The organism is Pseudomonas sp. S32, assembly GCF_016648095.1.
GTDB classification, from domain to species: domain Bacteria; phylum Pseudomonadota; class Gammaproteobacteria; order Pseudomonadales; family Pseudomonadaceae; genus Aquipseudomonas; species Aquipseudomonas parafulva.
In genome coordinates this window covers 19,861-45,881 of sequence record NZ_JACVVF010000036.1, presented here as the reverse complement: position 1 = coordinate 45,881, position 26,021 = coordinate 19,861, and the positions used below count along the sequence as shown (strand labels likewise).

The 26,021-nt window shown below is 63.5% G+C and carries 29 protein-coding genes; 14 read left to right on the top strand and 15 right to left on the bottom strand.

What is annotated here, in order from left to right; all coding sequences use genetic code 11:
- Positions 1–150 precede the first annotated feature (150 nt).
- On the bottom strand, positions 151–1,668 hold the full coding sequence (locus IAE38_RS18035) for a nucleobase:cation symporter-2 family protein (RefSeq protein ID WP_060483037.1): 1,518 nt from the start codon (positions 1,666–1,668) through the stop codon (positions 151–153).
- A gap of 262 nt (positions 1,669–1,930) precedes the next feature.
- Positions 1,931–2,293 carry a PilZ domain-containing protein gene (locus IAE38_RS18030; RefSeq protein ID WP_201164629.1) on the bottom strand — a complete coding sequence of 121 codons (363 nt, stop codon included), beginning with the start codon at positions 2,291–2,293 and terminating at the stop codon, positions 1,931–1,933.
- Between the two features lie 164 nt (positions 2,294–2,457).
- On the opposite strand from IAE38_RS18030, the gene IAE38_RS18025 reads away from it, so the two are divergent.
- The 3 genes from IAE38_RS18025 (at position 2,458) to yjiA (ending at position 5,797) form a co-directional block, all read left to right on the top strand.
- Positions 2,458–4,524, top strand: coding sequence for a carbon starvation CstA family protein (locus IAE38_RS18025; RefSeq protein ID WP_028633316.1), 2,067 nt, complete (start codon positions 2,458–2,460; stop codon positions 4,522–4,524).
- Between the two features lie 13 nt (positions 4,525–4,537).
- Positions 4,538–4,735 (top strand): YbdD/YjiX family protein, encoded by a 198-nt coding sequence (locus tag IAE38_RS18020; protein WP_003251633.1) that lies wholly within the window; start codon positions 4,538–4,540, stop codon positions 4,733–4,735.
- An 84-nt stretch (positions 4,736–4,819) separates the two neighbouring features.
- Positions 4,820–5,797, top strand: a complete 978-nt coding sequence (yjiA, locus tag IAE38_RS18015) for a GTPase (RefSeq protein WP_028633315.1) — start codon at positions 4,820–4,822, stop codon at positions 5,795–5,797.
- On the opposite strand, the gene IAE38_RS18010 is transcribed toward yjiA, so the two are convergent.
- Positions 5,757–7,241: a methylenetetrahydrofolate reductase C-terminal domain-containing protein gene (locus IAE38_RS18010; RefSeq protein ID WP_201218511.1), complete on the bottom strand. Its 1,485-nt coding sequence runs from the start codon at positions 7,239–7,241 to the stop codon at positions 5,757–5,759. The two genes, yjiA and IAE38_RS18010, sit on opposite strands and share 41 nt — an antisense overlap.
- 247 nt (positions 7,242–7,488) lie before the next feature.
- On the opposite strand from IAE38_RS18010, the gene IAE38_RS18005 reads away from it, so the two are divergent.
- The gene (locus IAE38_RS18005) at positions 7,489–8,322 is read left to right on the top strand and encodes a 5-methyltetrahydropteroyltriglutamate--homocysteine methyltransferase (RefSeq protein WP_201218510.1); all 834 of its coding nucleotides are present in this window, start codon (positions 7,489–7,491) and stop codon (positions 8,320–8,322) included.
- A gap of 3 nt (positions 8,323–8,325) precedes the next feature.
- Here the strand turns inward: IAE38_RS18005 and IAE38_RS18000 are convergent, their stop codons facing one another.
- The gene (locus IAE38_RS18000) at positions 8,326–9,507 is read right to left on the bottom strand and encodes an acetyl-CoA C-acetyltransferase (RefSeq protein ID WP_201218508.1); all 1,182 of its coding nucleotides are present in this window, start codon (positions 9,505–9,507) and stop codon (positions 8,326–8,328) included.
- 285 nt (positions 9,508–9,792) lie between these two features.
- Between IAE38_RS18000 and fabV the strand changes: the two genes are divergently transcribed.
- Positions 9,793–11,004 carry an enoyl-ACP reductase FabV gene (gene fabV / locus IAE38_RS17995; RefSeq protein WP_201218507.1) on the top strand — a complete coding sequence of 404 codons (1,212 nt, stop codon included), beginning with the start codon at positions 9,793–9,795 and terminating at the stop codon, positions 11,002–11,004.
- Positions 11,005–11,076: 72 nt separating this feature from the next.
- On the opposite strand, the gene IAE38_RS17990 is transcribed toward fabV, so the two are convergent.
- The 5 genes from IAE38_RS17990 to IAE38_RS17970 all read right to left on the bottom strand — a co-directional run bounded on the left by IAE38_RS17990 (position 11,077) and on the right by IAE38_RS17970 (position 13,848).
- Entirely contained in the window at positions 11,077–11,418 is a 342-nt protein-coding gene (locus IAE38_RS17990; RefSeq protein ID WP_201164623.1) for a HopJ type III effector protein, read from the bottom strand.
- Entirely contained in the window at positions 11,411–11,707 is a 297-nt protein-coding gene (locus IAE38_RS17985; protein ID WP_201218506.1) for a DUF1244 domain-containing protein, read from the bottom strand. The genes IAE38_RS17990 and IAE38_RS17985 overlap by 8 nt, the downstream gene beginning before the upstream one ends.
- A 10-nt stretch (positions 11,708–11,717) precedes the next feature.
- Positions 11,718–12,455, bottom strand: a complete 738-nt coding sequence (gene folM, locus IAE38_RS17980; protein ID WP_201218505.1) for a dihydromonapterin reductase — start codon at positions 12,453–12,455, stop codon at positions 11,718–11,720.
- Between the two features lie 33 nt (positions 12,456–12,488).
- A complete protein-coding gene (locus IAE38_RS17975; RefSeq protein ID WP_201218504.1) occupies positions 12,489–13,061 on the bottom strand; it encodes an antibiotic biosynthesis monooxygenase in 573 nt (190 codons plus the stop codon).
- A 169-nt stretch (positions 13,062–13,230) separates the two neighbouring features.
- Complete coding sequence (locus IAE38_RS17970) at positions 13,231–13,848, bottom strand: hypothetical protein (RefSeq protein WP_201164620.1); 618 nt, start codon at positions 13,846–13,848, stop codon at positions 13,231–13,233.
- A gap of 225 nt (positions 13,849–14,073) precedes the next feature.
- On the opposite strand from IAE38_RS17970, the gene IAE38_RS17965 reads away from it, so the two are divergent.
- The gene (locus IAE38_RS17965; protein ID WP_201218503.1) at positions 14,074–14,529 is read left to right on the top strand and encodes a flavodoxin; all 456 of its coding nucleotides are present in this window, start codon (positions 14,074–14,076) and stop codon (positions 14,527–14,529) included.
- A 15-nt stretch (positions 14,530–14,544) separates the two neighbouring features.
- Here IAE38_RS17965 and IAE38_RS17960 read toward each other — a convergent pair whose 3' ends face one another.
- Entirely contained in the window at positions 14,545–15,444 is a 900-nt protein-coding gene (locus IAE38_RS17960; protein WP_201213902.1) for a LysR family transcriptional regulator, read from the bottom strand.
- A gap of 99 nt (positions 15,445–15,543) precedes the next feature.
- Here IAE38_RS17960 and IAE38_RS17955 point away from each other — a divergent pair, with 99 nt between their 5' ends.
- The 3 genes from IAE38_RS17955 to IAE38_RS17945 all read left to right on the top strand — a co-directional run bounded on the left by IAE38_RS17955 (position 15,544) and on the right by IAE38_RS17945 (position 17,681).
- Complete coding sequence (locus tag IAE38_RS17955) at positions 15,544–15,930, top strand: CidA/LrgA family protein (RefSeq protein WP_028633303.1); 387 nt, start codon at positions 15,544–15,546, stop codon at positions 15,928–15,930.
- On the top strand, positions 15,920–16,606 hold the full coding sequence (locus tag IAE38_RS17950) for an LrgB family protein (RefSeq protein WP_201218502.1): 687 nt from the start codon (positions 15,920–15,922) through the stop codon (positions 16,604–16,606). The genes IAE38_RS17955 and IAE38_RS17950 overlap by 11 nt, the downstream gene beginning before the upstream one ends.
- Positions 16,607–16,775: 169 nt before the next feature.
- Complete coding sequence (locus tag IAE38_RS17945; protein ID WP_201218501.1) at positions 16,776–17,681, top strand: alpha/beta fold hydrolase; 906 nt, start codon at positions 16,776–16,778, stop codon at positions 17,679–17,681.
- 235 nt (positions 17,682–17,916) lie between these two features.
- Here the strand turns inward: IAE38_RS17945 and IAE38_RS17940 are convergent, their stop codons facing one another.
- The gene (locus IAE38_RS17940; protein ID WP_201218500.1) at positions 17,917–18,699 is read right to left on the bottom strand and encodes an IclR family transcriptional regulator; all 783 of its coding nucleotides are present in this window, start codon (positions 18,697–18,699) and stop codon (positions 17,917–17,919) included.
- Positions 18,700–18,870: 171 nt separating this feature from the next.
- On the opposite strand from IAE38_RS17940, the gene hmgA reads away from it, so the two are divergent.
- Genes hmgA through maiA form a run of 3 tightly spaced genes read left to right on the top strand, consistent with a single transcriptional unit; the run spans position 18,871 to position 22,108 of the window.
- Positions 18,871–20,172 (top strand): homogentisate 1,2-dioxygenase, encoded by a 1,302-nt coding sequence (gene hmgA / locus IAE38_RS17935; protein WP_201218499.1) that lies wholly within the window; start codon positions 18,871–18,873, stop codon positions 20,170–20,172.
- A 2-nt stretch (positions 20,173–20,174) separates the two neighbouring features.
- Positions 20,175–21,467, top strand: a complete 1,293-nt coding sequence (fahA, locus tag IAE38_RS17930; protein ID WP_201218498.1) for a fumarylacetoacetase — start codon at positions 20,175–20,177, stop codon at positions 21,465–21,467.
- An 11-nt stretch (positions 21,468–21,478) separates the two neighbouring features.
- The gene (maiA, locus tag IAE38_RS17925) at positions 21,479–22,108 is read left to right on the top strand and encodes a maleylacetoacetate isomerase (RefSeq protein ID WP_201218496.1); all 630 of its coding nucleotides are present in this window, start codon (positions 21,479–21,481) and stop codon (positions 22,106–22,108) included.
- Here maiA and IAE38_RS17920 read toward each other — a convergent pair.
- Positions 22,105–22,911, bottom strand: coding sequence for a transglutaminase family protein (locus IAE38_RS17920; RefSeq protein WP_201218495.1), 807 nt, complete (start codon positions 22,909–22,911; stop codon positions 22,105–22,107). The two genes, maiA and IAE38_RS17920, sit on opposite strands and share 4 nt — an antisense overlap.
- A gap of 121 nt (positions 22,912–23,032) precedes the next feature.
- On the opposite strand from IAE38_RS17920, the gene IAE38_RS17915 reads away from it, so the two are divergent.
- Entirely contained in the window at positions 23,033–24,052 is a 1,020-nt protein-coding gene (locus IAE38_RS17915; protein ID WP_201218494.1) for a Leu/Phe/Val dehydrogenase, read from the top strand.
- Positions 24,053–24,094: 42 nt separating this feature from the next.
- On the opposite strand, the gene IAE38_RS17910 is transcribed toward IAE38_RS17915, so the two are convergent.
- Complete coding sequence (locus IAE38_RS17910) at positions 24,095–24,358, bottom strand: YebG family protein (RefSeq protein WP_028633294.1); 264 nt, start codon at positions 24,356–24,358, stop codon at positions 24,095–24,097.
- A gap of 213 nt (positions 24,359–24,571) precedes the next feature.
- Between IAE38_RS17910 and IAE38_RS17905 the strand changes: the two genes are divergently transcribed.
- Positions 24,572–25,042, top strand: coding sequence for a phosphate-starvation-inducible protein PsiE (locus IAE38_RS17905; RefSeq protein ID WP_201218493.1), 471 nt, complete (start codon positions 24,572–24,574; stop codon positions 25,040–25,042).
- Between the two features lie 3 nt (positions 25,043–25,045).
- Here IAE38_RS17905 and IAE38_RS17900 read toward each other — a convergent pair whose 3' ends face one another.
- On the bottom strand, positions 25,046–25,336 hold the full coding sequence (locus IAE38_RS17900; RefSeq protein WP_201218491.1) for a DUF3509 domain-containing protein: 291 nt from the start codon (positions 25,334–25,336) through the stop codon (positions 25,046–25,048).
- A 148-nt stretch (positions 25,337–25,484) separates the two neighbouring features.
- On the bottom strand, positions 25,485–25,832 hold the full coding sequence (locus IAE38_RS17895; protein WP_201164610.1) for an HPF/RaiA family ribosome-associated protein: 348 nt from the start codon (positions 25,830–25,832) through the stop codon (positions 25,485–25,487).
- Between the last annotated feature and the right edge of the window lie 189 nt (positions 25,833–26,021).

The following is a 26,021-nucleotide window of genomic DNA, read 5'->3' as shown; positions in this document are numbered from 1 at the left end:
CGTAGGAGCGAGCGCAGCTCGCGATGCGCCGCGCGGGCGGCGCTCGGTCTGTGCACCACCGCACAAACCACGTCATACACCTGGCCGCCATCACACGATCTAAGCCAAAGCCCGCGCAGGCTTCAATCGCTAGCAAGCGCCCACCTGGCGTTAGTGCTCGGCCACCGCTGCCCGCTTAACCGCCTCGTTGCCGTGTTCATCCACCACCCGCATCGGCACTTCATTGCCCTCGGCGTCGAACAGCTTGCCGTCCTTGAAGTAGTCGCCATCACGCAGCGCAGAAATGTCCGAATACTCGATGGTGCGCTCGTAAGCGGCGGCGAACACCGACTGCTGGTCCGAGTTGCCCGTGGTGAAGTGGTTGAAGATCAGGTTCAGCAAAATGGCCATGATCGCCGCCGAGCTGATGCCGGAGTGGAAGATGGTTTCGAACCAGTTGGGGAAGTGGTGATAGAACGTGGGTGCCGCGATCGGGATCATGCCGAAGCCCAGTGATGCAGCAACGATGATCAGGTTCACATTGTTCTTGTAGCTGACCTTCGACAGCGTACGGATGCCACTGGCGGCCACGGTGCCGAACAGCACGATACCCGCACCACCCAGTACCGGCGTGGGCACGGCGGCAATCACCCGCCCCATGATTGGCAGCAGGCCAAGCACCACCAGAATCACACCGCCGGTGGCCACCACGTAGCGGCTGCGCACGCCTGTCACCGCCACCAGGCCAACGTTCTGGGCGAAGGCGCTCTGGGTGAATGAGCCAAAGATTGGCGCCAGGATGCTTGATGCCATGTCGGCACGCAGGCCGTTGCCCAGGCGCTTGGAGTCGACCTTGGTGTCGATGATTTCACCCACGGCCAGAATGTCCGCCGAGGTTTCCACCAGGGTCACCATGATCACGATGCACATCGACAGGATGGCGGCGACGTGGAATTCAGGCATGCCGAAGTGAAACGGGGTAGGGAAGGCGAACACCGGGCCTTCGGTAACCTTGCCGAAGTCGGCCATGCCCAAGGCCCAGGCAATCAACGTGCCCACTACCATCGCCAGCAATATCGACAACCGCGAAATGGTCGCGCTGCCCAGCTTGCTCAGCAGCAGCACAATGGCGAAGGTCAGGGCGGCCAGGCCGATATTGGCCACGCTGCCGAATTCTGGCGAGGCGCTGTTGCCGCCCATCACCCAGCGCGCGGCCACTGGCATCAGGGTCAGGCCGATGGTGGTGATGACAATGCCCGTCACCAGTGGCGGGAAAAACTTGGTGATGCGCGAGAACACCGGGGTAATCAGAAAGCCGATCAGCGAGGCCGCCATCACCGCGCCCAGCACACCGGGCAGGCCACCGCCGCCCTCGCTGCTGAGAATGGCGCCCATGGTCGCCACGCCGGCAAACGACACCCCCTGCACCAGCGGCAACTGGCAGCCGAAAAACGGCAGCCCAAGGGTTTGCAGCAGGGTCGCCAGGCCACCGGCAAACAGAGAGGCGGCGATCAGCATGCCGATCTCTGCAGGGTTGAGGCCTGCTGCCTGGCCTAGGATCAGCGGCACCGCGACGATGCCCCCGTACATGGTCAGAACATGCTGCAGCCCATAGGCCAGGTTCGCACCCAGGCCGAGGTTTTCGTCCTCCGGACGCGGGGTGGGAGACGTGCTAGGGGACGTGGTCATTGAGCAGGCTCTCTGTTTATTGTTGTGTGGCTACTGTAGACATTTCAATCCATGGATTGCCACACAAATTGTATACAATATTTAGATCCAAGCGCGCGGGCAGGTGCCTGCAAAGCGCTTGGAACCCAATGCAGGAGCCGTACCAATACGCTGAATGCGGGCCTAGAGGGGTGTGTACAAATACAGCCCAACCGCAGCCAAAGCTGTCTAGACGGACAGGAAAGTCAGCTTGAGGGGGATGTTAGCTAGCTAAGAGATTTCATTATTCGATCAGTTGTCGCAGTTCGCGCATCATTTCGGTGCCGTCGGCCAGGTTCAATTCCACAAGACGGTGCAGGTGGCTCATCGAGTCGAGGTCGATGTACAGGCAGATAAAGCCCAGCCGATCTGGCTCTTCATGGCGCAGCTCCACTTGCATGTGCACCCGCTCCTCGGGGCCCAGGTGGATGATGGCGTCGAAATCCTGGGTGAGGTCGGCGCTCCAGTTGGCAGGCCGCTGCACCAGCAGGCCTTTGAGTGACAAGTCCAGCAGGGTGGCTGGCCAGCGCTGTTGGCCCTGGCACAGTTCAGTGGGCGCATCGAAATCGATACGCAGGAAGCGGCGGCGTTCAGGGTGGTTGCTCATGATGCAGGCCTCGCATGACATCCGGAGTCGAATGAATTCTGCCTGGTCGGCTTAGTGCGCAATCCTTTCGGAAAGGCTCTATTCCCAAGCAAGTGTGGCAATGCGCGATGACTCGCCCTAGACTCGATGGGCGGTCTTTCCAATCCACCAGCTGGAATCAAACCATGAACAACAATAATAGCCTGCTACGCCACCTACCGTGGCTGGCGCTGGCAGTCCTGGGAGCCTGCGCACTGGGCGTGGTCGCCCTGCGTCGCGGCGAGGCGATCAACGCCTTGTGGATCGTGGTCGCGGCAGTGGCCATCTACCTGGTTGCCTATCGCTACTACAGCCTGTTCATCGCCACCAAGGTGATGCAACTCGACCCGCGCCGTGCCACACCGGCGGTGCTCAACAACGATGGCCTGGACTACGTCCCCACCAACAAACACATCCTGTTCGGCCACCACTTTGCCGCCATCGCGGGCGCAGGCCCCCTGGTCGGCCCGGTACTGGCCGCGCAGATGGGCTACCTGCCCGGTACCCTGTGGCTGATTGCCGGCGTAGTGCTGGCCGGTGCCGTGCAGGACTTCATGGTCCTGTTCATGTCCACCCGCCGTAATGGCCGCTCGCTGGGCGACATGGTCCGCGAAGAAATGGGCCGTATCCCAGGCACCATCGCCCTGTTCGGCTGCTTCCTGATCATGATCATCATCCTGGCAGTGCTGGCGCTGATCGTGGTCAAAGCCCTGGCAGAAAGCCCCTGGGGCATGTTCACGGTAATGGCGACCATCCCGATCGCGATGTTCATGGGCATTTACATGCGCTACATCCGCCCGGGCCGCATTGGCGAGATCTCCATTATCGGCGTGGTCCTGCTGCTGCTGTCCATCTGGCTTGGCGGGCAGATTGCCGCCGACCCGGTATGGGGCCCGGCGTTCACCTTCACCGGCGTGCAGATCACCTGGATGCTGGTGGGCTACGGCTTCGTTGCTGCCGTGCTGCCGGTGTGGCTGGTACTGGCACCGCGTGACTACCTGTCCACCTTCCTCAAGATCGGCACCATCGTCGGGCTTGCCATCGGCATCCTGATCATTGCGCCCGAGCTGAAGATGCCGGCCCTGACCCAGTTCACCGACGGCACGGGCCCGGTGTGGAAGGGCACCCTGTTCCCGTTCCTGTTCATCACCATCGCCTGTGGTGCGGTTTCGGGCTTCCATGCGCTGATCTCCTCGGGCACCACGCCCAAGCTGCTGGATAACGAAACCAACGCACGCTACATCGGCTACGGCGGCATGCTGATGGAATCGTTCGTGGCGATCATGGCCATGGTCGCGGCCTCGGTGATCGAGCCGGGCGTGTATTTCGCCATGAACAGCCCGGCCGCCGTGGTAGGTGCCGACGCGGTTTCGGTGGCGCAGACGGTCAGCAGCTGGGGCTTCCTGATTACGCCGGAACACCTGGAAGCCGTCGCCCGTGACATTGGCGAACACACCATCCTGGCCCGTGCCGGCGGTGCGCCAACGCTGGCGGTGGGTATTGCGCAAATTCTGCACCAGGTGTTGCCGGGCGAAAACACCATGGCGTTCTGGTACCACTTCGCCATTTTGTTTGAGGCGCTGTTCATCCTTACCGCAGTGGATGCCGGTACTCGCGCCGGGCGCTTCATGCTGCAGGACCTGCTGGGCAGCTTCGTGCCGGCGCTCAAGCGCACCGAATCGTGGGGTGCAAACCTGTTGGCTACCGCAGGTTGCGTGGCGATGTGGGGCTACCTGCTGTACCAGGGCGTGATCGACCCACTGGGCGGTATCAACACGCTGTGGCCGCTGTTCGGTATCTCCAACCAGATGCTGGCCGGTATTGCCCTGATGCTCGGCACCGTGGTGCTGATCAAGATGAAGCGCCAGCGCTATATCTGGGTCACCCTGTTGCCGGCTGCGTGGCTGCTGATCTGCACCACCGCTGCGGGCCTGATCAAGCTGTTCGACCCGAACCCGGCTGTGGGCTTCCTGGCCCTGGCCAAGAAGTACAGCACCGCGCTGGACGCCGGCCAGGTACTGGCCCCGGCCAAGGACATCGGGCAAATGCAGCACGTGATCTACAACGCCTACACCAATGCCGGGCTGACCATCCTGTTCCTGGTGGTGGTGTTCAGCATTCTGTTCTTCGCGATCAAGGTGGGTTACGCCGCCTGGGGCCGCAAGGAACGGACCGACAAGGAAACCCCGTTCCAGGCTTTGCCTGACGCTTGAGAGGACTGCTGCGATGTTCAACGACCTGGGTCGACTGGGGAAATACCTGGGGCAGGCAGCCCGCCTGATGGTCGGCATGCCCGACTACGACAACTATGTCGAACACATGCAGAAGACGCACCCCGACAAGCCGGTGATGAGCTACGAGGCGTTCTTCCGTGAACGCCAGGAGGCCCGTTACGGAGGCAAGTCCGGGCCCAAATGCTGTTGAACCCCAGGCGTTGACCTGTACTGGCCTCATCGTCGGCTTGCCGGCGATGAGGCCCTTTGTTTTTCCGCTCAGGAGATTTTCTGCGTGCAGACGCCCATTCCCGTCACCGTCCTCACCGGCTTCCTTGGCGCTGGCAAGACGACCTTGCTCAAGCACATGCTCAAGGCCGAACACGGCCTGAAGCTTGCGGTCATCGAAAACGAATTCAGCGAGGCCGGCATTGACAGCCAGCTGCTCGGTGACCAGCCGGTACAGGTGATGACCCTGGCCAATGGCTGCGTCTGCTGCAGCATCCATGGCGACCTCACCCGTGCCCTGTACCTGTTGCTGGAGCGGCTGGATGCCGGTGAGATCGCGTTCGACCGCCTGGTGATCGAGTGCACAGGCCTTGCCGACCCGGCACCGGTTGCGCAAACCTTTTTCGTCGACGAGGAATTGCGTGAGCGTTACATCCTCGACGGCATCATCACGCTGGTGGACGCGGCCCATGCCGAACTGCACCTCACCCAGGCCATCGCCCAGGCCCAGGTCGGCTTTGCGGATCGCCTGCTGTTGAGCAAAACCGACCTGGTCGAGCCAGACGCCGTGCTGGCGCTGCGCGAGCGGCTTGGCCGCATCAACGGGCGGGCGGCCATTCATGTGGTGGAGCACGGCCGCATTTCCCTGGCCGAGCTGCTGGATGTGCGTGGCTTCAACCTCAACCCGGACCTGGGCGCCAACCTCAAGCCTGCCCTGCGCCCGGTGCTCAAGCCGGCCACGCCGGACCGTATCGCCACCCTGGTGCTGCGCACCGATACGGCGCTGGACATCGACCGCCTCAGCGACTTCATGAACGGCCTGCTGGAAACCCATGGCAAGCAGTTGCTGCGCTACAAAGGGGTGCTCAACATCGCGGGGGAGCCACGCAAGCTGGTGTTCCAGGGGGTGCTCAAGCTCTACGGCTTCGACTGGGATGCCGAGTGGGCCGAGGGCGAGGCCCGCGAGAGCGTGATGGTGTTCATTGCCGACGACCTGCCCGAGGCTACGATCCGGGCTGGCTTCGAGGCGCTGACTGCGGCGTAGCACGCGTGGCCGGGGCCCCGAACCACTGGGGCCATGAACTGCGGTGACGGGTGTGCTCCTCGATACAGGGGATCAGGCGTTCGGCCAGTACCGCGGTCTGCTGCACGGCCTTGGCTGTGCGGTATTTCACGCTGTGGATGCACTCGCGGTCGCCGAATTCGCAGCGGTTCAGTGCCGTGCCGCCGCAGGGGCCATTGGCCAGGCCCTTGGGGCAGGTTTCCGGGCAGATATACAGCGTGTCCTCAAGGCGGCAGCGGCCACAGGTGTCGCAGCCCAGCAGCGGGCGCTTCACCGCGCGTTCTGCCGTGTGCAACACCTGAGCGCCCAGGCGTGTGGACCACACCGGCTGGCGCACCGCCCAGCCGAAAGCCTGGCTCAGGCCATTGCGGCGGCTGAACAGCAGTGAGTGCATGCCGTGCATCAGGTGGTAGCGCGCCTGCTGCGTGAGGGTGGCGGTCACCCGCGACTCCCCCTGGCGCCACGCGGCCTGTGGCGGGTGGAACGTGACGGCAGGCAGGCCTGGCATTTGCCAACTGGCCTGCCAGGCGGGTGCCCACTGCGCCATGTCGGTTATCTGTGCCTGCCAGTGCTCCAGCCGCGCCTCCAGCGCCAGCAACTGGCTGATCTCGTGAATGCCCGACAGGTGCACCCCGGCATAGCCCATCAGCTTCACGCCAATCACCTGCAAGGCCAGCCGGTCAACGCTGCGGGCCTGGGCAAAGGCCTTGGATTGCGCCGCCTCGGCTTCGAGCATGTGCCGCATGGACGGTGTGACGGTAACCCCGGCGACGTGATCGAGCATGTTCGCCCGGCCTTGGGTCAGGCCCATCAGGCAGGCCAGTAGCGGTTTGGGCGCAGGCTGGCGGCGCATCCAGTGCATGGCCTCCTGGTGTTTGCCCGCATCGAAGCCCAGTTGCAGCGTGAAGAAGTCGGCCCCTGCCGCGAGCTTTTTCTCGGCCTTGAAGTACTGCGCCGCGCCTTCTTCCTCACAGTACTTGAACGGGTTGAGGGCGGCGCCCAGTAACCAGTGTGGGTACGCCTGACGCGCGATTTGCAGCGCCGCGACCGACTCCAGGTAACGCACCGGGCGTTCGCCTGGCTCATGCCCAGGCAGGCGGTCGCCCGTCAGTACCAGCAACTGATGCAGGCCGGCCGCGTCCATGCGCTGCAACTGGGCGAGCAGGTGGTGCCGCTCCCGGTCCTTGCCGGAAAAGTGCGGCAATGCCGGTACCGGGTTGCTGAACGAGGCCAGGGCGTCGAGCGGGGACATGTCCAGAGGGCTGCCGACCCGGTCACCGATAGCGACGGTCATCGGCCAGCCGCACAGGTGCCCGCGGGCCAGGATCGCGTCCATGGTCGCGAAACGTTCAGCCGAAGGCTTGGGGACGAATTCCATCACGCAGACGAAGCGCTGTTCGCGCAATGCGGTTTTCAGCACGTTCATGGGGCCGGGCACCTGACTAAACAGGCTGACATTGTGCGGCAGATGCACCTCGCGGTCATGTCCGGTTGCGTACGGCGGTGATCTGTTTGAGACACCGGTTTTGCCTGCGCCGGTCATGACGGTGCCATCTGTACTGCGGGGGCCATCATGAGCATTTTTTGGATTCATCTCAAATTTAATGAGTTTGTCTCAAACAGCCCCTGCCCGGACAATTCCCTCATTCTTTTGATACCTCGAGGGGCAAGACATGGCACTGGCGCACAACCTGGGCTTCCCACGCATCAGCGACGATCGCGAACTGCGTGCCCGCCATTGGCAGGCGCAGAAAGAAGCCGGTATCGAGCTGCTGCCCGTCGGGGATACCGCCTGGTACTACCAGCGCCCTGACGTCGTCGACGCCCAGGCATCCGTGCTCGCTGGGCATCTGGAACCGCTTTTTCAGGAGGTGACAGAAGCCATCGCCCTGGGCCATGCGGTCAAGCCGGTGCTGGTAGGCCCTTTGACGCTGCTGTGGCAGGGCGAGGAAACCGGCTTCGACTCGCTGGAACGGCTCGACAGCCTGCTGCCTGAATATGACCAGGCCCTCAACCAACTTGCCGTGTTGGGTGTGGAATGGGTGCAGATCGATGAGCCCATTCTTGCCCTTGAACTGCCCCAGGCTTGGAAAAACGCCTACGAGCGTGTCTACAACATCCTCCAGCGGGCGCCCTTGAAAAAACTGATTGCCACCTGCTCCGGTGCCTTGGGCGGCAACCTGGGCCTGGCGGCGAACCTGCCGGTCGATGGGCTTCATATCGACCTGGTTCAGGCGCCCGAACAGTACCTGAGCGTGCTCGACCGCCTGCCCGCCTACAAGGTGCTGTCGCTGGGGTTGGTTGATGGCCGCCATGCATCACCTGGCGACCTGACGCAGCTTCAGGATGTGCTGCGCGATGCCCATGACAGGCTGGGCGAGCGGCTCTGGCTGGCACCCTCATGCTCGCTGCTGGACAACCCGCTGGAGCAGGCTGTGCACAAATGCCGGCAGGTGGGGGCGTTGGTGCATGCGGTGAACACGTCTGCCACCCCTACACCTCGCTAGTGCCTACCGGCGTTCAAGGGCCAGGGCAACCCCTTGGCCGCCGCCGATGCACAGCGTCGCCAGCCCTTTGCGGGCATCGCGTTTGATCATCTCGTGCAGCAAGGTCACCAGTACCCGGCACCCGGACGCGCCAATCGGGTGGCCAAGGGCAATGGCACCGCCATTCACATTCACCCGCGTCGCATCCCATTCAAGCGCCTTGCCTACCGCCAGCGCCTGGGCCGCGAAGGCCTCATTGGCTTCGATCAGGTCCAGGTCGGCCAGCTGCCAGCCAGCCTTTTCCAGGCAACGCTGGGTGGCCGACACCGGGCCGATACCCATGATCGCCGGGTCTACCCCCGCGCTGGCGTAAGCCGCCACCCTGGCCAGTACCGGCAGGCCCAGCGCCTCGGCTTTGGTTGCGCTCATCAGCAATACCGCTGCGGCACCATCATTCAGGCTGGACGCATTACCTGCCGTGACGCTGCCATCCTTCTTGAAGGCCGGGCGCAGTTTGCCCAGCGACTCGGCCGTGGTACCCGCGCGAGGCTGTTCGTCACGGGCGAATACCGTGGGGTCGCCCTTTTTCTGCGGCAGCACGATCGGGGTGATTTCATCATCGAAGCGGCCCGCCTCGATGGCGGCCACGGCCTTGCGCTGGGATTCTGCAGCAAAGGCGTCCTGCTGTTCGCGGTTCAGGCCATAGCGTTCCACCAGGTTCTCAGCCGTGATGCCCATGTGGTAGTCGTTGAAGGCGTCCCACAAGCCATCGGTGATCATGCTGTCGAGCAGTTGGCCATGCCCCATGCGCTGGCCTGTGCGGGCCGAGGGCATCACATAGGGCGCCAGGCTCATGTTTTCCTGGCCACCGGCAACCACCACGTCGGCGTCACCGCAGCGGATGGCCTGGGCGGCCAGGTGCAAGGCCTTCAGGCCCGACCCGCATACCTTGTTCAAGGTCAGTGCCGGCACGCTGTAGGGCAGGCCAGCCTTGACCGCCGCCTGGCGCGCCGGGTTCTGCCCTGCGCCCGCGGTGAGTACCTGGCCCAGGATCACCTCGTCGACCTGCGCAGGGTCCAGCCCGGTCTGCTCCAGCAGGCGCTTGATCACGGCGGCGCCTAGGTCCACGGCAGGGACGGCCGCCAGTGCGCCCTGGAAACTGCCGATGGCGGTGCGGGTTGCGGCAACGATGACCACGTCGTTCATGTTGTTGTTCTCCGTGCGGGTACGTTAAACACCCAGCATCGTCTGCCTGGGCTCATTTGTTAAGTTTGATTTTCTTGTGGATTGATAGCCAAACCCAATCAATCCGCAGGCCCCCGGCGCTTGCGCCCAGCGTGGTTTCGCGCCAGCAGTGCGCCTCGGGTTTTGAATCGCCCCGTTCACCCCTTAATATGTGCCGCATCATCTGCGGGGGGAGTCTCACCCTCTGTTAAACGAGAGCGCCATGGTGTGGCGCTTTCCCGGCATCAACCTGACGAGGTACAGACATTGGCCATCATTCATCCCAAGGTCCGCGGTTTCATCTGCACCACGACTCACCCGAAGGGCTGCGAGCTCAACGTTCGTGATCAGATCGAAGCCACCCGTAAGCTGGGCGTGCGCGAGGATGGTCCGAAGAAGGTCCTGGTAATCGGTGCGTCCAGCGGCTACGGCCTGGCGGCGCGCATTACCGCAGCCTTTGGCTTCAAGGCCGACACACTCGGTGTGTTCTTCGAAAAGCCAGGCACCGAAACCAAGCCAGGCACCGCCGGCTGGTACAACGCCGCTGCCTTCGACAAGTTTGCCAAGGCCGACGGCCTGTACAGCAAGTCGATCAACGGTGACGCCTTCTCTGATGAAGCGCGGGCCAAGGTCATCGAGCTGATCAAGAACGAGATGGGAGGCAAGGTTGACCTGGTCATCTATTCGCTGGCCTCGCCTGTGCGCAAACTGCCACAGACCGGCGAGCTGGTGCGTTCTGCGCTCAAGCCGATCGGCCAGCCGTACAAGTCGACCGCCATCGACACCAACAAGGACACCATCATCGAGGCCAGCATCGAGCCGGCCACCGAGCAGGAAATCGCTGATACCGTCACCGTCATGGGTGGCCAGGACTGGCAGCTGTGGATCGATGCCCTGGCCGGTGCCGACGTGTTGGCCGAAGGCGCCCGCACCGTGGCCTTCAGCTACATCGGCACCGAGATCACCTGGCCGATCTACTGGCACGGTGCGCTTGGCCAGGCCAAGCAGGACCTGGACGCAACCGCCCTGCGCCTGGACCAGAAGCTGACCGGTGAAATCAAGGGTGGCGCCAACGTGGCCGTGCTCAAGTCGGTGGTAACCCAGGCAAGCTCGGCCATCCCGGTCATGCCGCTGTACCTGTCGATGGTGTTCAAGATCATGCAGGAGAAGGGTGTGCACGAAGGCACCCAGGACCAACTGGACCGCATGTTCCGCGACCGCCTGTACCGCACCGACGGTGCGCCGGCAGCGGTGGACGAAAAGGCGCGCCTGCGCCTGGACGACTGGGAACTGCGTGACGATGTGCAGGATGCCTGCAAAGCCATGTGGCCACAGGTGACCACCGAGAACCTGTTCGAGCTGACCGATTATGCCGGTTACAAGAAGCAGTTCCTCAACCTGTTCGGCTTCGAGCGCGCTGACGTCAACTACGACGAAGACGTGGCAACCGATGTGAAGTTCGACTGCATCGAGCTGTAACCCGCTTCGGCTCGCCTTGGCGCCCTCGCAGCACAGTCACTGCGAAGGCCGCCAAGGCAGGGCCGGCCTGCTTCACGCTTTGCGCGTGAGGGGCTGCGCCGCAAAGGTGACGCCCGCCAGGCCATGTTTGATCAGTGCCCGGATGTTGCCGTGGTCGCTACCTTCTGGGGTGGCCACTACGTCGCGGTAATGCTCGCCAAATGCCAGCAAGGCTTCCTGATCGCTCAACCCTTCCAGCAGTGCCAGGCCCAGCGTCTTGCACGAGCCTTCGTTCTGCCCGGCTGCGCTCTGCAGGCCGCCGTTGTCGAATGCCTGGGGCTGGTAGTCATAGTGTTCGGCAACAAACGCCAGGGTGTCGGCGAAAGCGTGTTGGCCGCTGGCCAGGCGGGTGCGCAGGGTGTTCAGGTCAGTCACGGGGTTTTCCTTGTTCGAACGCCGCCTGTTGTTCGGCGCTGGCTTCTTTCTGGTAGTGGGTTTTCCATTCGGCGTAGGGCATGCCGTACACCACCTCGCGGGCATCATCCAGGCTCAGGTCAACCTGGCGCTCATCGGCTGCGGCCTTGTACCACTTGGACAGGCAGTTGCGGCAGAAACCGGATAGGTTCATCAGGTCGATGTTCTGCACGTCGGTGCGTGCGCGCAGGTGTTCGACCAGGCGCCGGAAGGCGGCGGCTTCAAGTTCGAGCTGTTGCTGTGGGGTCATGGGGCTTCTCTCAGATCATGCGGTTCTTCAGGTGGCGGCCACCGTTGATGACCACCTGGCTGCCGGTGCTGTACTGGCTGGCCAGCAGGTACTTGACCGTTTCGATCAAGGGGCCGGCACCGGGTTCGAATTCCAGCAGGGCTTTTTTCAGGGTTTGCCGGCGGTAGTCGTCATCGCCGCCTTCCTTGAGCATCAGCAGCCCGGGCAGGATACCGTTCACGCGCACCGTGGGGGCGTACTTTTCAGCAAACGACAGCACCATGTTCTGCAGGGCGGCCTTGGTGGCGGCATAGCCGATGTGGCTCTTGCTGCCACGCGACGAGGTTTCGTCGCAGACGTGAATGATGTCCGCCTTGTCGACCTTGGCCAGTAAATCGCCCAGGGCCAGGTTGAGGTGGTAGGGCGCCTCCACGTGCAGGCGGAACATGGTTTCGAGGTTTTCCAGGCCATCGTCGAGCCAAAGCGATGCATTGTGAATGATGGCGCGCAGGCCGTCGTATTCGCTGTGCAGGTGCTGGATGAGCGCCTCGCGGTCGGCTGCTTGGCACAGGTCGGCCTGGAACTGCACGATGTTGGGGTGGGCCGCCTGGGGCAGGATGCTGCGGCTGGCACTGACCACCAGGTGGCCGGCCTGCGCCAGTTCCACGGCCAGGGCCAGCCCGACACGCTGGCTGGCTCCGGTAATGAGGATGGGGCTATTCATGTTCGGGGCGGTCAACTTTGTCTGTCGTTGGTTGCCGCCCAGCATACCCGAACTGCCTGCCGTGTGCGTGGACTGGCCTCAGCGGCTGCGCGAGGCCTGGGGCGCGGGCCGGTCAGGGGTGGGGGAGGCGTGCAACCAGCCCGCCAGCACGTGCGTCGACAAGGGGATGAACACGTAGACCATCAGCGGTGTCAGGGCCAGGGTGCTGAGGAAGATGCGCGGCACGATGCCCAGGCTGGCCAGCCAGTGGCCGAACACCAGGTTGAACGCCAGCGACACCGGGAAGAACGCCAGCCAGATGGCCACGGCCTGTTTCCAGCGCGGCGGTTTGCGCACCAGGCTGGTGCCGAACCAGTCGTCCAGGCCGCTGACGCGCGTCTCTCTGGGGCGCTCGAACAAACCGTTGCCGCGCTGCAGCCAGGCGCGTCGCGACGCGGAATGCTCCCAGGCATTGAGGGTGGGCTCGTCGCTGAAGCGGAAGATGATCTGGAATTCGTCGCCATCGCTGGGCGGTGCGAGGATGCCGGAGCCCAGGTAGCCGGGGAAGTCGGTGGCCAGTTGTTCGCCTTCGTGCAGCCAGGCCAGCAGCGCCTGGTAGCGGCCGTGAGCGGCGCGGCGCGACACCATCAGGGTAACGGGTGGGGTAGACATCGTGTATCTCCAGACAACGGGGCTGGCGGGTAGCTGGCCCCTGGCTATGTCGACCGGGGTGGTGGGCGACACAGGCATGCATGCAAGAATTGGGCGCGGATTATCGCTGATATGGCGGCGCTGGCAAGCATCGGCCGCCAGGCGGCTGGCATCATCGGTTGCGCAGGGGTCAGGCGGCTGGCTGCGTATGCAGCTCCGGGTGCACGCGGCTGTGGGCCTGGAGAATGTAGTCGCGCAAGCGCTCGATGTCCTCAGCGGCACTGCGGCCAAGGTGGTAAGCGGCTTTGGTGCCGTTTATCTGCCGCCGCTGCGTGCCTTTCAACTCGATGGGCTCGATGTCGCCGGGGGCGAATTGAAGTTCAAACTGGTCGGGGGCTTCCGGCAGGCCGCGCAACTCCACCAGCACGCCTTTGAAGGAGATGTCGCACACCCACAGCCCGCTCGGTTGCCCATCGGCATTCAGCAGGGCGATGGGGTGGTCCAGGGAAAGGCGCCAGGGGCGCAGCCTGGGGCCATCTTCGTAGATTTCCGGTGCCCCCAATTGCAGGTGCAGGGTATGAAACTCGTCTTCGATCACCTGCAGCGGAAAGCTGATCTGCTGGTTGTTGAAGTGTGCTTGCAGGGTCACCTGCTCGTCGGCCACCAGGCGCGTGAGCAAATTCTGGACACGGCTGTCACCATTGACCAGCAGGCTGGGCAAGGCATCGACCACAGCGAACTGCGGCGACTGCTGGACGTCCTGAATATAATCCAGTTCATCCTGAGTCAAGAGCACGTCTTCTTGCATGATGAAACTCGAAGGTGAGGGTTCTTCAACCCGATTGACTGCTTGTACACGCATTGGTTCAGCCATAGCGCCCAGGTTTCGGACGAACGCGCTATTCACCCACCGCACGGCCTATCGAGTATGAAGGTGCAACGTGCAGGGGAGCATCCGGATGAGAGGCGGCCTTTTGCCAGCGCCGGGTGCTAGTATCCTACGTTTTCACTCAGTTTCGGAATCCTCACCCCGATGAAAGTCGCCATTATTTCCGGGTCGGTGTACGGCACCGCCGAAGAAGTCGCCCGTCACGCCGAGTCACTGTTGAAGGCTGCTGGCCTGCAGGCCTGGTACGCTGCCCGCAACACTTTGCAGGATATCCAGGCGTTCGCCCCGGACGCCCTGCTGGCCGTGACCTCCACCACCGGCATGGGTGAGCTGCCGGACAACCTCATGCCCTTGTACAGCAGCATCCGCGACACCCTGCCAGCCGCGTGGCGCGGGCTGCCGGGCGCGGTGATAGCGCTGGGCGATTCCAGTTATGGCGATACCTACTGCGGCGGCGGCGAGCAGATGCGCGAACTGTTTGCCGAGCTTGGCGTGCAGGAGGTGCAACCGATGTTGCGCCTGGATGCCAGCGAGACCGTAACCCCCGAAACCGATGCCGAACCCTGGCTGGCCGACCTCGCTGGCGCGTTGAAGGCCTGATCGCCCTTGTGCGTATCAGCCGTTGCCCGATACCAGGGCGGGGTATTCGCGCAACAAGGCCAGCCAGGCCTGTGCCGCCCGCGACAGGTGCGCCCCACGTCGCCAGATGAAGGCGATGTCCCAGCGCAGGTCTGAGGGTGAACACAGTGGCACCCGTACCACGCCAGGGCGCTCCAGCGCCCTGGCCACCACGCGGGGAAGCAGCACCACACCCTGGCCTGCCGCTACCAGGGCGGCGAGAAAGTCCGCCTGGCCGCTACGCCCACCCTCCCTGGGCGTGAAGCCTTGTTGCTGGCAGGCCTTCAGCAGCCGGTCGTTGAGCACGAAGCTGCGCTGGTACAGCAGAAACGGTGTGTCGGCCAGTTGCCGCAACGTCACACTCTCAAGGCTGGCCAGCTCGTGGCTGGCCGGTAGCAGGGCGTCCAGCGGCTCGTTGCAGAAGGGTTGATACTCGAACCCCTGGTCGCTGGGGGTAAGGCTGCCGCCCAGCTCCAGTTCGCCCTCACGCACGGCCTGCTCGACGCTAAGGCTGCCGCCCTCGAGCAACTGAATGGCGATGTTCGGGTAGCGCCGCCGGTATTCGGCGAACAAGCCCGCGAACAGGGCGTCGCTGCCCAACATCGGCAAGCCCAGGCGCAACTCGCCACGCCCCATCTGGTTGAGCGCGTCCAGTTCGTCCAGCAGTGCCTGGCGCTGGCGCAGCAAGGCTTCGCCACGCTCCAGCACCACGCGCCCGGCGCTGGTCAGGTGCAGTTGCGAGGCCTGGCGTTCCAGCAACGGCTGGCCCACATCCTGTTCCAACTGGGCAACCTGCTTGCTGACCGCAGACTGGCTGATATGCAGCGCCTGGGCGGCATGGGTAAATCCGCCGCAGCGCACCACTTCGATAAAGCTTCGCAGCTGTTTGAATTCCATCTGTCTCGATTCCATTATGGAATGGCGTCAAGTCTAACAATTCGCTTTTGGCCTAGGGAGGCAGTTTTTACAATGGCAGGCCTGTCGAGGACTAACAGCATGAATACCGCTCTACTGAAAAAGACGTTGCGCCTGCTGGCGGAAATGGCCGTGATTGGTGCCCTGTTCCTGCTAGGTGGCAAGCTGGCTGCGTGGCTAGGCTGGCCTATACCCGGTGGCGTCATGGGCCTGGCGCTGCTGTTGCTGCTGTTCGCCTGCGGCGTGCTCAAGCCCGCCATGCTGCAACTGGGCGCTGGCTGGCTGATGGCCGAGATGCTGCTGTTTTTCATCCCTGCCTTGATGAGCCTGCTGGATTATGGCGCCTTGGTGCGCGACGAGGGCTGGCGCATCCTGCTGGTGATCGCACTGAGTACCTTGGTGGTCATGGTGGTGACCGCCCTGACCGTTGAGTGGGTCTGCCGCTGGAGCCTGCACCGTGAGCCTTGAACCGATGCCGCTGTTCTGGCTGCTGCTCACCTTGCTGGCGTACCTGGGCAGCCGCTGGCTGTATCGGCGCAGCGGGCGCTACCTGTTGTCGCCGTTGATACTGGTGCCCGTGCTGCTTCTGGCGGTGGCCATCCCCTTGCATACGGCCTATGCCGAATATGCCCGCAATACCCATTGGCTGATGGGTGTGCTGGGCCCTGTGACCGTGGCGTTCGCCGTACCGATCTGGCAACAGCGCGCCCTGCTGGCGCGGCACTGGCCTGCACTGTTGATCGGCATGGTGGTGGGCAGCAGTGCTTCCATTGCCAGTTCTTGGGGGCTGGCTCATCTGCTGGCACTGGACACTGCCACCAGCCTGTCGCTGGTTCCGCGGTCGATTACTACGCCGTTCGCCATGCCCCTGGCGCAGGACCTGGGCGGTGTGCCAGAGCTGACCGCAGTGTTCGTGATGTTCACCGGCGTGCTCGGTGCTCTGTTCGGGGGTGTACTGCTGCGCTGGTTGCCCCTGCGCACGCCGCTGGCCCGCGGAGCCCTGTTCGGCGTGGGGGCCCATGGTGCAGGGGTGAGCAGGGCGCAGGAAGTGGGCAGCGAAGAGGGGTCGGTGGCCGGCCTGGTGATGGTGCTGACCGGGCTGTTGAACCTGTGCGCCGCGCCCTTGCTGGTGCTGTTGCTCTGACCGTTCGTGCCACTGACTCGCTCAGTCATCAAGCTGGCTGGCAACGCAAGTTCCAGGCGCAGGGCGGCTGGCTAGACTCAGCCTCGATCAGAGAGCACATGTAAGTGCCGAGGTGACATGCAATGACCGCAGCCTTGCCCTATCACGTTGACTAACCGGGTTCCTTCCGATGCCTATGGCCGAAATTCCATTGTGCGTCTGGCGTACCCGGGGACAGAGTTTCACTTTCCGGGGCCAGAGCATCCGCTACTGGACCGCAGGGCAAGGAGCGCCCCTGCTTTTGTTACACGGTTTTCCCACGGCCAGTTGGGACTGGCACTACCTGTGGGGGCCATTGTCGCAGCGCTTTCGGGTGATTGCCTGCGACATGCTGGGTTTTGGCGACTCGGCCAAACCCGTTGACCACGCCTACACCCTGAAGCACCAGGCTGACCTGCAACAGGCGCTGCTCGACCATCTGCACGTGGCGCAGCCTGTGCACCTGCTGGCCCACGACTACGGCGGCAGTGTCGCCCAGGAACTGCTGGCCCGGCACCGCGAGCAGCGTGCCAACATTGCCAGCTGCGTATTCCTCAACAGCGGGCTTTTCCCGGAGCATGCGCGGCTGTTGCTGTTGCAGAAACTGCTACTGAGCCGGGTGGGCTGGCTGGTGGCGCGCTCATTCGGGCGTGATGACCTGGTGCGCAACATGACGCGGGTATACGGCCCCTGCACCCACCCCAGCGAGAGTGCCCTGGATGATATGTGGAGCCTGGTGGCGGCCAACCGGGGTACGCGCATTCTGCACAAGCTGGCGAATTATGTACCAGAGGCCAGGGCGTACCGTGATCGCTGGGTGCATGCGCTGCAGGGTGCCAACGTACCGCTGCGCCTCATCAATGGTGCGGCAGACCCGCTGTGTGGCGCCCATATGGCGGAACGCTACCGGCAGCTGGTACCCGATGCCGACGTGGTGCTGCTTCAAGGTATAGGCCATTACCCTCATAACGAGGCGCCGGTGCAGGTGCTGCGCCATTACCTTGCTTTTCGCGAGCAGATAGCCCGCTGCACCCTGCAACAGGTGGCATGGTCGTAGGGCGATGCGTGCTCGCAGCCTGTGAACAGGCAAAAAAAACCGCTGCAAACCGCAGCGGTCAATCGAGACGTCAGATCAAGGAGCTTCAAAATCAACGTCGTTCCGGCATGCCTGAAAAGCGGGGGGAAAGCCCATCAGGCCGGCCAGTGGTTCAAGAATAAGCACTTGATCTGCTGAGAAAAATAGCTACTTGTGACATTCACCTTTACATCAGGGGCAACAGTGCAGCCGGCCCTCAGGCTTCAGTGGCATGCCCCATGCGCCAGCTCACCTCGCGTGCGGCCGCCAGCAACTGCCGGGCGGCTGGCCCGTGCTCGTCGGCATGGAACATCGAGGTAGGCCCCACCACCGTCATCACCGCTGCAATCTGCCCCATGGCGTTGAATACCGGGGCAGACAAGGCATCCACCCCTGGCATCAGCAAACCGTGCACGTGGTGCAGGCCCCGCTCACGGATCCCCGCCAGCAACCCGTGATAGTGCTCGGCGCCCTGCTGCAGGGTTGCAAGCTCTCGTTCAAGCAATTCGGCCGTTTCGCGTTGGGGAAGGTGGGCAGCGAATACCAGCCCGGTGGACGAAGTAAGCAACGGCAGCACCGAGCCGATCTGCGTGACCACGGTAACCGCCCGCACCGCCGGTTCGATGCTGACCACGGTGGCGCCCTGGTTGCCCCATACCGCAATGAAGCAGCTCTCGTTCAGCGTGTCGCGCAGCTGCGACAGCGGCAGGGCGGCGATCTTCAGCACGTCGATGCTGCCCAGCGCCGCCAGGCCCACACGCAGGGCTTCACGGCCCAGGCCGTAGTGGTTGGTGGCGGCATCCTGCTCGGCGAAGCCACTGGCAATCAAGGCCTGCAGGTACCGGTGCACCTTGCTCGCGGGCATCTGCACATGTTCGGCGAGGCGTGACAACGACGTGGAAGGGGACAGCTGCGCCAGGGCTTTGAGGATGTCGGTACCCACCTCCGCCGAGCGGACTTTCTGCTTGCCATTGTCGGTGGAGGTGCTGGCACGGGCCATGGGTGTCGTCTTCTGCAGTCTTCAGTCGGGCCTTTATAGCTTGACGCCAGGCACGGGGCAAATTACGTTATCCGTAATCTGATTACGATAATAACAAGGCAGACCTGCTGGTGGCCCCACGGCCCTGCCGGCAACTGCCCGAACAGGCTCTGCCAGAGCCCGGAGGCACCGATGGACCGCGAGCTGTCACCCGACCTTCACTACTTGAGTGGCTTTGGCAACGAGTTCGCCAGCGAAGCGCTGCCGGGTGCCCTGCCGGTGGGGCAGAACTCCCCGCAAAAGGCCCCCTATGGGCTGTATGCCGAGCTGCTGTCGGGTACCGCCTTCACCATGGCCCGCAGCGAGCTGCGCCGTACCTGGCTGTACCGCATTCGCCCTTCGGCGCTGCACCCTCGCTTCGAGCGCCTGGCCCGTCAGCCACTGGCCACGCCACGGGGGGCTGTCACCCCCAACCGCCTGCGCTGGAACCCGCAGCCTATCCCCGCAGAGCCGACTGACTTCATCGAAGGCTGGCTGCCAATGGTGGCCAATGCGCCTGCCGACAACCCGGCGGGTGTGAGCGTGCACGTCTACCGTGCCAACCGTTCGATGCAGCGCGTGTTCTTCAATGCGGACGGCGAGCTGTTGCTGGTGCCCGAGCAGGGCCGCCTGCGCATCGCCACCGAGCTGGGCGTGATGGAGGTAGAGCCGCTGGAGATTGCAGTGATCCCCCGGGGCATGAAGTTTCGGGTGGAACTGCTGGACGGCCAGGCCCGGGGCTACATTGCCGAAAACCATGGGGCGCCCCTGCGCCTGCCCGACCTTGGGCCAATTGGCAGCAATGGCCTGGCCAACCCCCGGGACTTCCTCACCCCGGTGGCGCATTACGAAGCGCTGGAGGGGCCGGTGCAACTGGTGCAGAAGTTTCTGGGCGAGCACTGGGCTTGCGAGCTTCAGCATTCCCCGCTGGACGTGGTGGCCTGGCATGGCAGCAACGTCCCTTACAAATATGACCTGCGCCGCTTCAACACCCTGGGCACGGTCAGCTTCGACCACCCCGACCCGTCCATCTTCACTGTGCTCACCTCGCCGAGCAGCGTGCACGGCTTGGCCAACATGGACTTCGTGATCTTCCCGCCGCGCTGGATGGTGGCCGAAAACACCTTCCGGCCACCGTGGTTCCACCGCAACCTGATGAATGAATTCATGGGCCTGATCGCCGGTGCCTACGATGCCAAGGCCGAGGGTTTCCTGCCCGGGGGGGCTTCGCTGCATGGGGTGATGAGCGCCCATGGCCCGGATGCCGACACGTGCAGCAAGGCCATCGCTGCCGACCTGGCGCCGCACAAGATCGACAGCACCATGGCCTTCATGTTCGAGACCAGCCAGGTGCTGCGCCCGAGTCAGCAGGCCTTGGCATCCCCACAGTTGCAGGCCGACTACGACAGTTGCTGGGCCACCTTGCCCAGCACGTTCAACCCGAACCGGAGATAAGCATGAACCACACCGTCATGGCCCGCAGCTGGGTCGAACATGCCAACGGGCATGCAGACTTCCCGTTGCAGAACCTGCCGCTGGGCATTTTCAGCCGGGCGGGTGAGGCGAGGCGCTGCGGCGTAGCCATCGGCGATGCCATCCTGGACCTGCAAGCGGTACTTGCCGCGGGCCTTTTCCATGGCGAGGCCAAGGCTGCCGCCGAGGCGACGGCGGGTGGTGCCCTGAATGCCTTCTTTGCACTGGGCCGCAACGCGCGGGTGGCCTTGCGCGGTCGCCTGCTGGAACTGCTGGGCGAGCACAGCGAGCACCAGGCAGCGTTGAAGCCGGCGCTTTATCCTGCCAATGAGTGCCAGCTGCACGTGCCAGCGCAAATCGGCGATTACACCGACTTCTACGTGGGCATCGAACATGCCACCAATGTGGGCAAGCTGTTCCGCCCCGACAGCCCGCTGCTGCCCAACTACAAGTACGTGCCCATCGGTTACCACGGCCGCGCCTCCACCATTCGCCCGTCTGGCACCGACGTGCGCCGGCCCAAGGGCCAGACGCTGCCCGCCGGGCACAGCGAACCCCGTTTCGGCCCCTGCGCACGGCTGGATTACGAACTGGAGCTGGGCATCTGGATTGGCCAGGGCAATGACATCGGCCAGGCGATCCCCATCGACGAGGCGGGGGAACACATCGCCGGCCTGTGCCTGCTCAACGACTGGTCGGCACGGGATATCCAGGCCTGGGAGTACCAGCCGCTGGGGCCGTTCCTGTCCAAGAGCTTTGTCACCAGCATTTCGCCTTGGGTGGTAACGGCCGAAGCGCTGGAGCCGTTCCGCTGCGCACAGCCCGCCCGCCCGCAAGGTGACCCGCAACCGCTGCCGTATCTGCTCGGCGCCCAGGACCAGGCTGCCGGTGCATTCGACATCGAGCTGGAAGTGCTGCTGCTCACCGAGCGCATGCGCAACGAAGGCCAGGCCCCTCATCGCCTGACCCTGAGCAATACCCGCAGCATGTACTGGACAGCCGCGCAGCTGGTGGCCCATCACAGCGTGAACGGTTGCCAGTTGCAGCCGGGCGACCTGTTTGGTTCGGGCACGCTGTCGGGGCCGACGGCAGGTTCGTACGGCAGCCTTCTGGAAATCACCGAAGGTGGCAAACAGGCGGTGGAGCTGGCCAACGGTGAGGTCCGCACGTTCCTTGAGGACGGTGACGAGATCATCCTGCGTGCGCGCTGCCGGCGCGAGGGTTCAGCCAGTATCGGTTTCGGCGAATGCCGCGGCACGGTTGTCGCAGCCAACTGAGGGGCAGAGGCATGGAGCTGTATACCTACTACCGTTCCACCTCGTCCTACCGGGTACGCATCGCGCTGGGGCTCAAGGGGCTGGGCTGGCAGGCGGTGCCGGTCAACCTGTTGCAGGGCCAGCAGCGGGGCGCCGGGTATCTTGCGCTCAACCCGCAGGGGCGGGTGCCGGCGCTGCGCACCGATCAGGGTGAACTGCTGGTGCAGTCGCCTGCAATCATCGAATACCTGGAGGAAGCCTACCCGGATCCCGCGTTGCTCCCGGCTGATGCTGCGGCGCGCGCCAGGGTGCGTGGGGTGGCCGCAATCATCGGCTGCGATGTTCATCCGCTGCACAACGTTGCTGTGCTCAACCGGCTGCGCGAGGCCGGGCAAGGGGAGGTACAGGTCAGCCAGTGGGTTGGGCATTGGGTCACTCAGGGCCTGGCTGCCGTCGAGCAACTGATCAGTGACCGCGGCTTCTGCTTCGGGGCCGCACCGGGCATGGCGGATGTATACCTGATTCCGCAGCTTTATGCGGCCGAACGCTTTGCTGTTGACCTCGCGCCCTATCCGCGTATCCGTCGGGTGGCTGCGCTGGCCGGGCAGCATCCGGCATTTCAGCAGGCACACCCGTCGCGCCAGCCTGATGCCCCTGTCTAGTGGATGGAGCGCTTGCCGCTGGGTAACTGAGCCAGGCGTTTGCTGAGCGTCAATTGCTGAACAGGGTCCTCGGTCAGCAGCATGGCCCGTTCAAGATCGAAGCGTTCGGCTTGCGGGCAATCGAGTACCTGATACAAATTGGCCCGGGCAAGGTAATCGCCCACCTGCACCGGCCCCATTTGCATCACCCGCTCGGCATCGATCAACGCCGCCAGTGGAGCATCGTTGCTGGCGTGCAGTTGCCGCAGGTTGCGTGACAGGCGTTGCAGCATCTGCATCGGGCTCGCCACCAACAGGTGCTCACCCGACAGCGTCACGCCGGGGCCGTATTGGCGTATCAACAGCTCACGGCAGTCGTTAGGGTATAGGCGTCTGCCGCCGCAGGGGTCGAGCAGGTGATCGGCGCCAGGCACCCGCAGCAGAAAATGGCCAGGGAAGCTCACCCCTTCCAGCGGAATGGACAAGCGCTGCGCAAGCTCCAGGGCAAGCAGGGCCAAAGTAAGGGGTTGGCCCCTGCGGCGCTGCAGTACCTGGTTCATCAGGGCGGCATGGGGGCGCAGCGGCAGGTACTCATCCTGCTGGAAGCCAAGGGCAGCGAGCTGACGCAACAAGGGCTGGGCCAGTTCGTTGACGGGCAGCATCGGCAAATGGCTGCTGATTTCAAATTGCAGGCCCTGCACTGTGGCCAGGCCAGCGCCCGGCTCGACGCCGAGGTCATGCTCGGCGGCAATCCACAGGGCGGCTTCCAGCAGGGCGACCGGTTGGCGGTCGAGGCAGGCCAGGCAGGCTTGACGTGGCTTCATGGGCTTCTCCACACACGCTTGAGTATTGGCCGCACTGGGGGTTTAGTCCAGTGGTCCGGTGAGCGGGCGGGTGCGCTGCAGGTGCCTATACTGACTGCAGCACTTCATGGGGGCCAGGCCGATGTTCGCGCTGATGCAAAGCACCCGTACCCAGTCACTGCACCTGTTCAATGACCCACAGACGGGCCTCAAAGCCGTGGTCGCCATCCACAACGAGCGGCTGGGCCCTGCCATGGGCGGTTGCCGCTACCTGCCCTATGCCGATGATGAAAGTGCCATGACCGACGCCATCGCCCTGGCCCAGGGCATGAGCTACAAGGCCGCGCTGGCAGGGCTCCCCCTGGGGGGCGGCAAGGCGGTGGTCATGCGCAACCTCCACGTGGAAAACCGCGCCGCCTTGTTCCAGGCGCTTGGCCGCTTCATCGATACCTTGCAGGGGCGCTTCGTGGTTGCCGTGGACAGTGGCACGTCCACACTCGACATGGACTGCATCGCCCAAGGCACCCCCCACGTCACCAGCACCACCGCCTATGGCGACCCGTCGCCCCACGCAGCGCTCGGCGTATTTGCCGGGCTCCGGGCCACCTCCTATGCACGGCTGGGCAGCTACAACCTCGAAGGGCTGCGCGTGGCGATACAGGGGTTGGGCAATGTGGGCTATGCCCTGGCGGAACAGCTGCATGCTGCAGGTGCCGAACTGCTGGTGAGCGACCTGGACCCGGGCCGTGTGCGCCTGGCGGTGGAGCAGCTTGATGCGCACCCTGTGGCCCATGATGCATTGGCCAGCACCCCGTGCGACATCTTCGCCCCCTGCGCGGTGGGGCCGGTGCTGAACGGGCACAGCGTGATGCAACTGCGGTGCGCGGCGGTGGCGGGTGCGGCAAACAATCAGCTGACCAACCTGCAGGTGGCTGACCAGCTTGAAGCCCGCGGCATCCTGTACGCGCCAGATTATGTCATCAATGCCGGGGGGCTGATCCATGTGGCCCTCACCCATGCAGGCGAGAACAGCGCGGCTATTGCTGCGCATATTGCGCGCATACCTGCACGCCTCACCGAAGTGTTCGGCCATGCCCAAGCCGAAAAGCGCTCGCCGGCACGGGTTGCGCAAACGCTGGCGGAGCGTTTGCTGTATACCTGACGGCGTGTTGGCCTGCCCCCGCAATGCAGGGCGCAGCCTGGCTTATTCGGCGGCGCTGCCTTCGAGCAGTTCTGCCAGTGCATCAGGCTGGCTCTTGAAAGCACGGGCGAATACGTCACGGTTTTTCGCCATGTAGATGCCGGCTTCTTCCACCTGCTGTTCTGTCAGCGACGGCACGGCCTTGTGCAGCACCTCGGCCAGGCGCTCCGCCAGTTCGAGCATCTTGTCGTGACGGTCTGCTTCGGCCTTATCCATGAACAAGCGCTCCGGGTCGCGGCTGCTGCGGTACACCACTTCGACGGCCATTCATCACCTCTATGCCTTTATGCTGGTTTACTGTATCTATATACAGTAATGGCATTGCTTGCATCGCGCAAGCCCGTTCTTCACAGGCGCCCCAGGCGTGCCCTGCGGCAATCAGCCGCCTTCCAAGGCAGGGGCCTGGCCCTTTAACTGCATGGCACAAGCGTCACACCGGTGGCGCATCATCCTTCAAGACGTATCGGGGAATGGAACATCGTGAACATCAAATGGGCAGAAAAACTGCGCAAGGGCCTGCATGGTTCGGCCGACTCGCTGGGCAACCTGTGCGTGGAGGCATTCCATTACCTGGCCCTGTTCGGCATTGGTGCGATCACGGCTTATGCCGCCGTGGTGACCTTTCTGGACATGCTGGGCAAGGGCGGCATCAGTGTCGATGACATCCTGCTGCTGTTCATCTACCTGGAGCTTGGGGCTATGGTGGGGATCTATTTCAAGACCAACCACATGCCCATTCGCTTTCTGCTCTACGTAGCCATCACCGCGCTCACCCGCTTGCTGATCGGCGACGTGTCGCACCACAAGGCGCCGGATGCGGGGCTGCTGTACCTGTGCGGGGGCATTTTGTTGCTGGCGTTTTCCATCCTGGTGGTGCGCTACGCGTCGTACCGCTACCCGTCCACCAAGGTGCTGGATGCCAATGGCCGCAGTGTGGAGGAGGGCAAGTAGCCCTCAGTTGGCAACCACTTGGCGCTGTTGTGCAGCCCCGTCGCGGGTCAGTGCGGCCAACACCTGCATCGGGTTCTGGCTGCGGTCGATGGCCAGGCCCAGGCGAATACTGTCGATGACGCGCTGCAGACGCACCGGGTCGTTGCGCTGTGCCTTGCTGATCAGCCGCTTGGCCGCCACGCCCGAGTCGTCGGACAGGGTCAGCATGATGCTGCCATCAAGCGCCTCGATGCTCAGGTTGACCCGGAACTGCGGGCTGAATGCGTCGTTGATGCTGGCAAATGGGTTGGTCATGGGCGTGCTTCTGCAACGGGACAATGCAGAAATTGACTGGCGGGGAAGGGGACGGGTTCAGGACCGTTTATCGGTACCTGTAAAAACACAATGCGATGTCATCAGGTTGTAAGGGGGCCATCGGGTGGCCCCCCTTACATTCACACCATCAGGCTTCCGGGTCGGCTAGCTCCAGTGTGCCGCGCTTGCTGCGCAGTTTGCCGTAGAAATGTTCCAGGGCGTGGCTGAGCTTGGTGGCTGCGCCGTCGACTGCCTGGTCGACCGACGTGGCGGTGTGGGTCACGGAAATCGGCTGGTGGCCTTTGGGGCGAGCCTCCATCTGGCAGCGTTTGTCATGCGGTCCGGGCTTGGCGCCGTTCTCGTCGCGCAGGTGGACCTCGATACGGGTGAGGTCTTCTTCGTAACGTTCCAGCGAGGTTTGCAGTGTGCTGCGTACCCACTGGTCGAGCCGGGCGTTGCTTTCGAAATGGTTGCTGCTGTTGACCTGGATTTGCATGATTCAATCCTTATTCAGCTTGCTCGCATGGAGGCGCGCCTAGGTCCTTGAGACCCCTGGAATTTTTGCGCCTCTTGACTCTAAGGTCAGGCAACTGGATGACGAATTCAAGCCCTTTGGCAAAATAAATTTCTTGTTGCAAAGTATGCTGCTGCCATCCACTTGGCCTCACCGTTCCCCCGTCTGGCT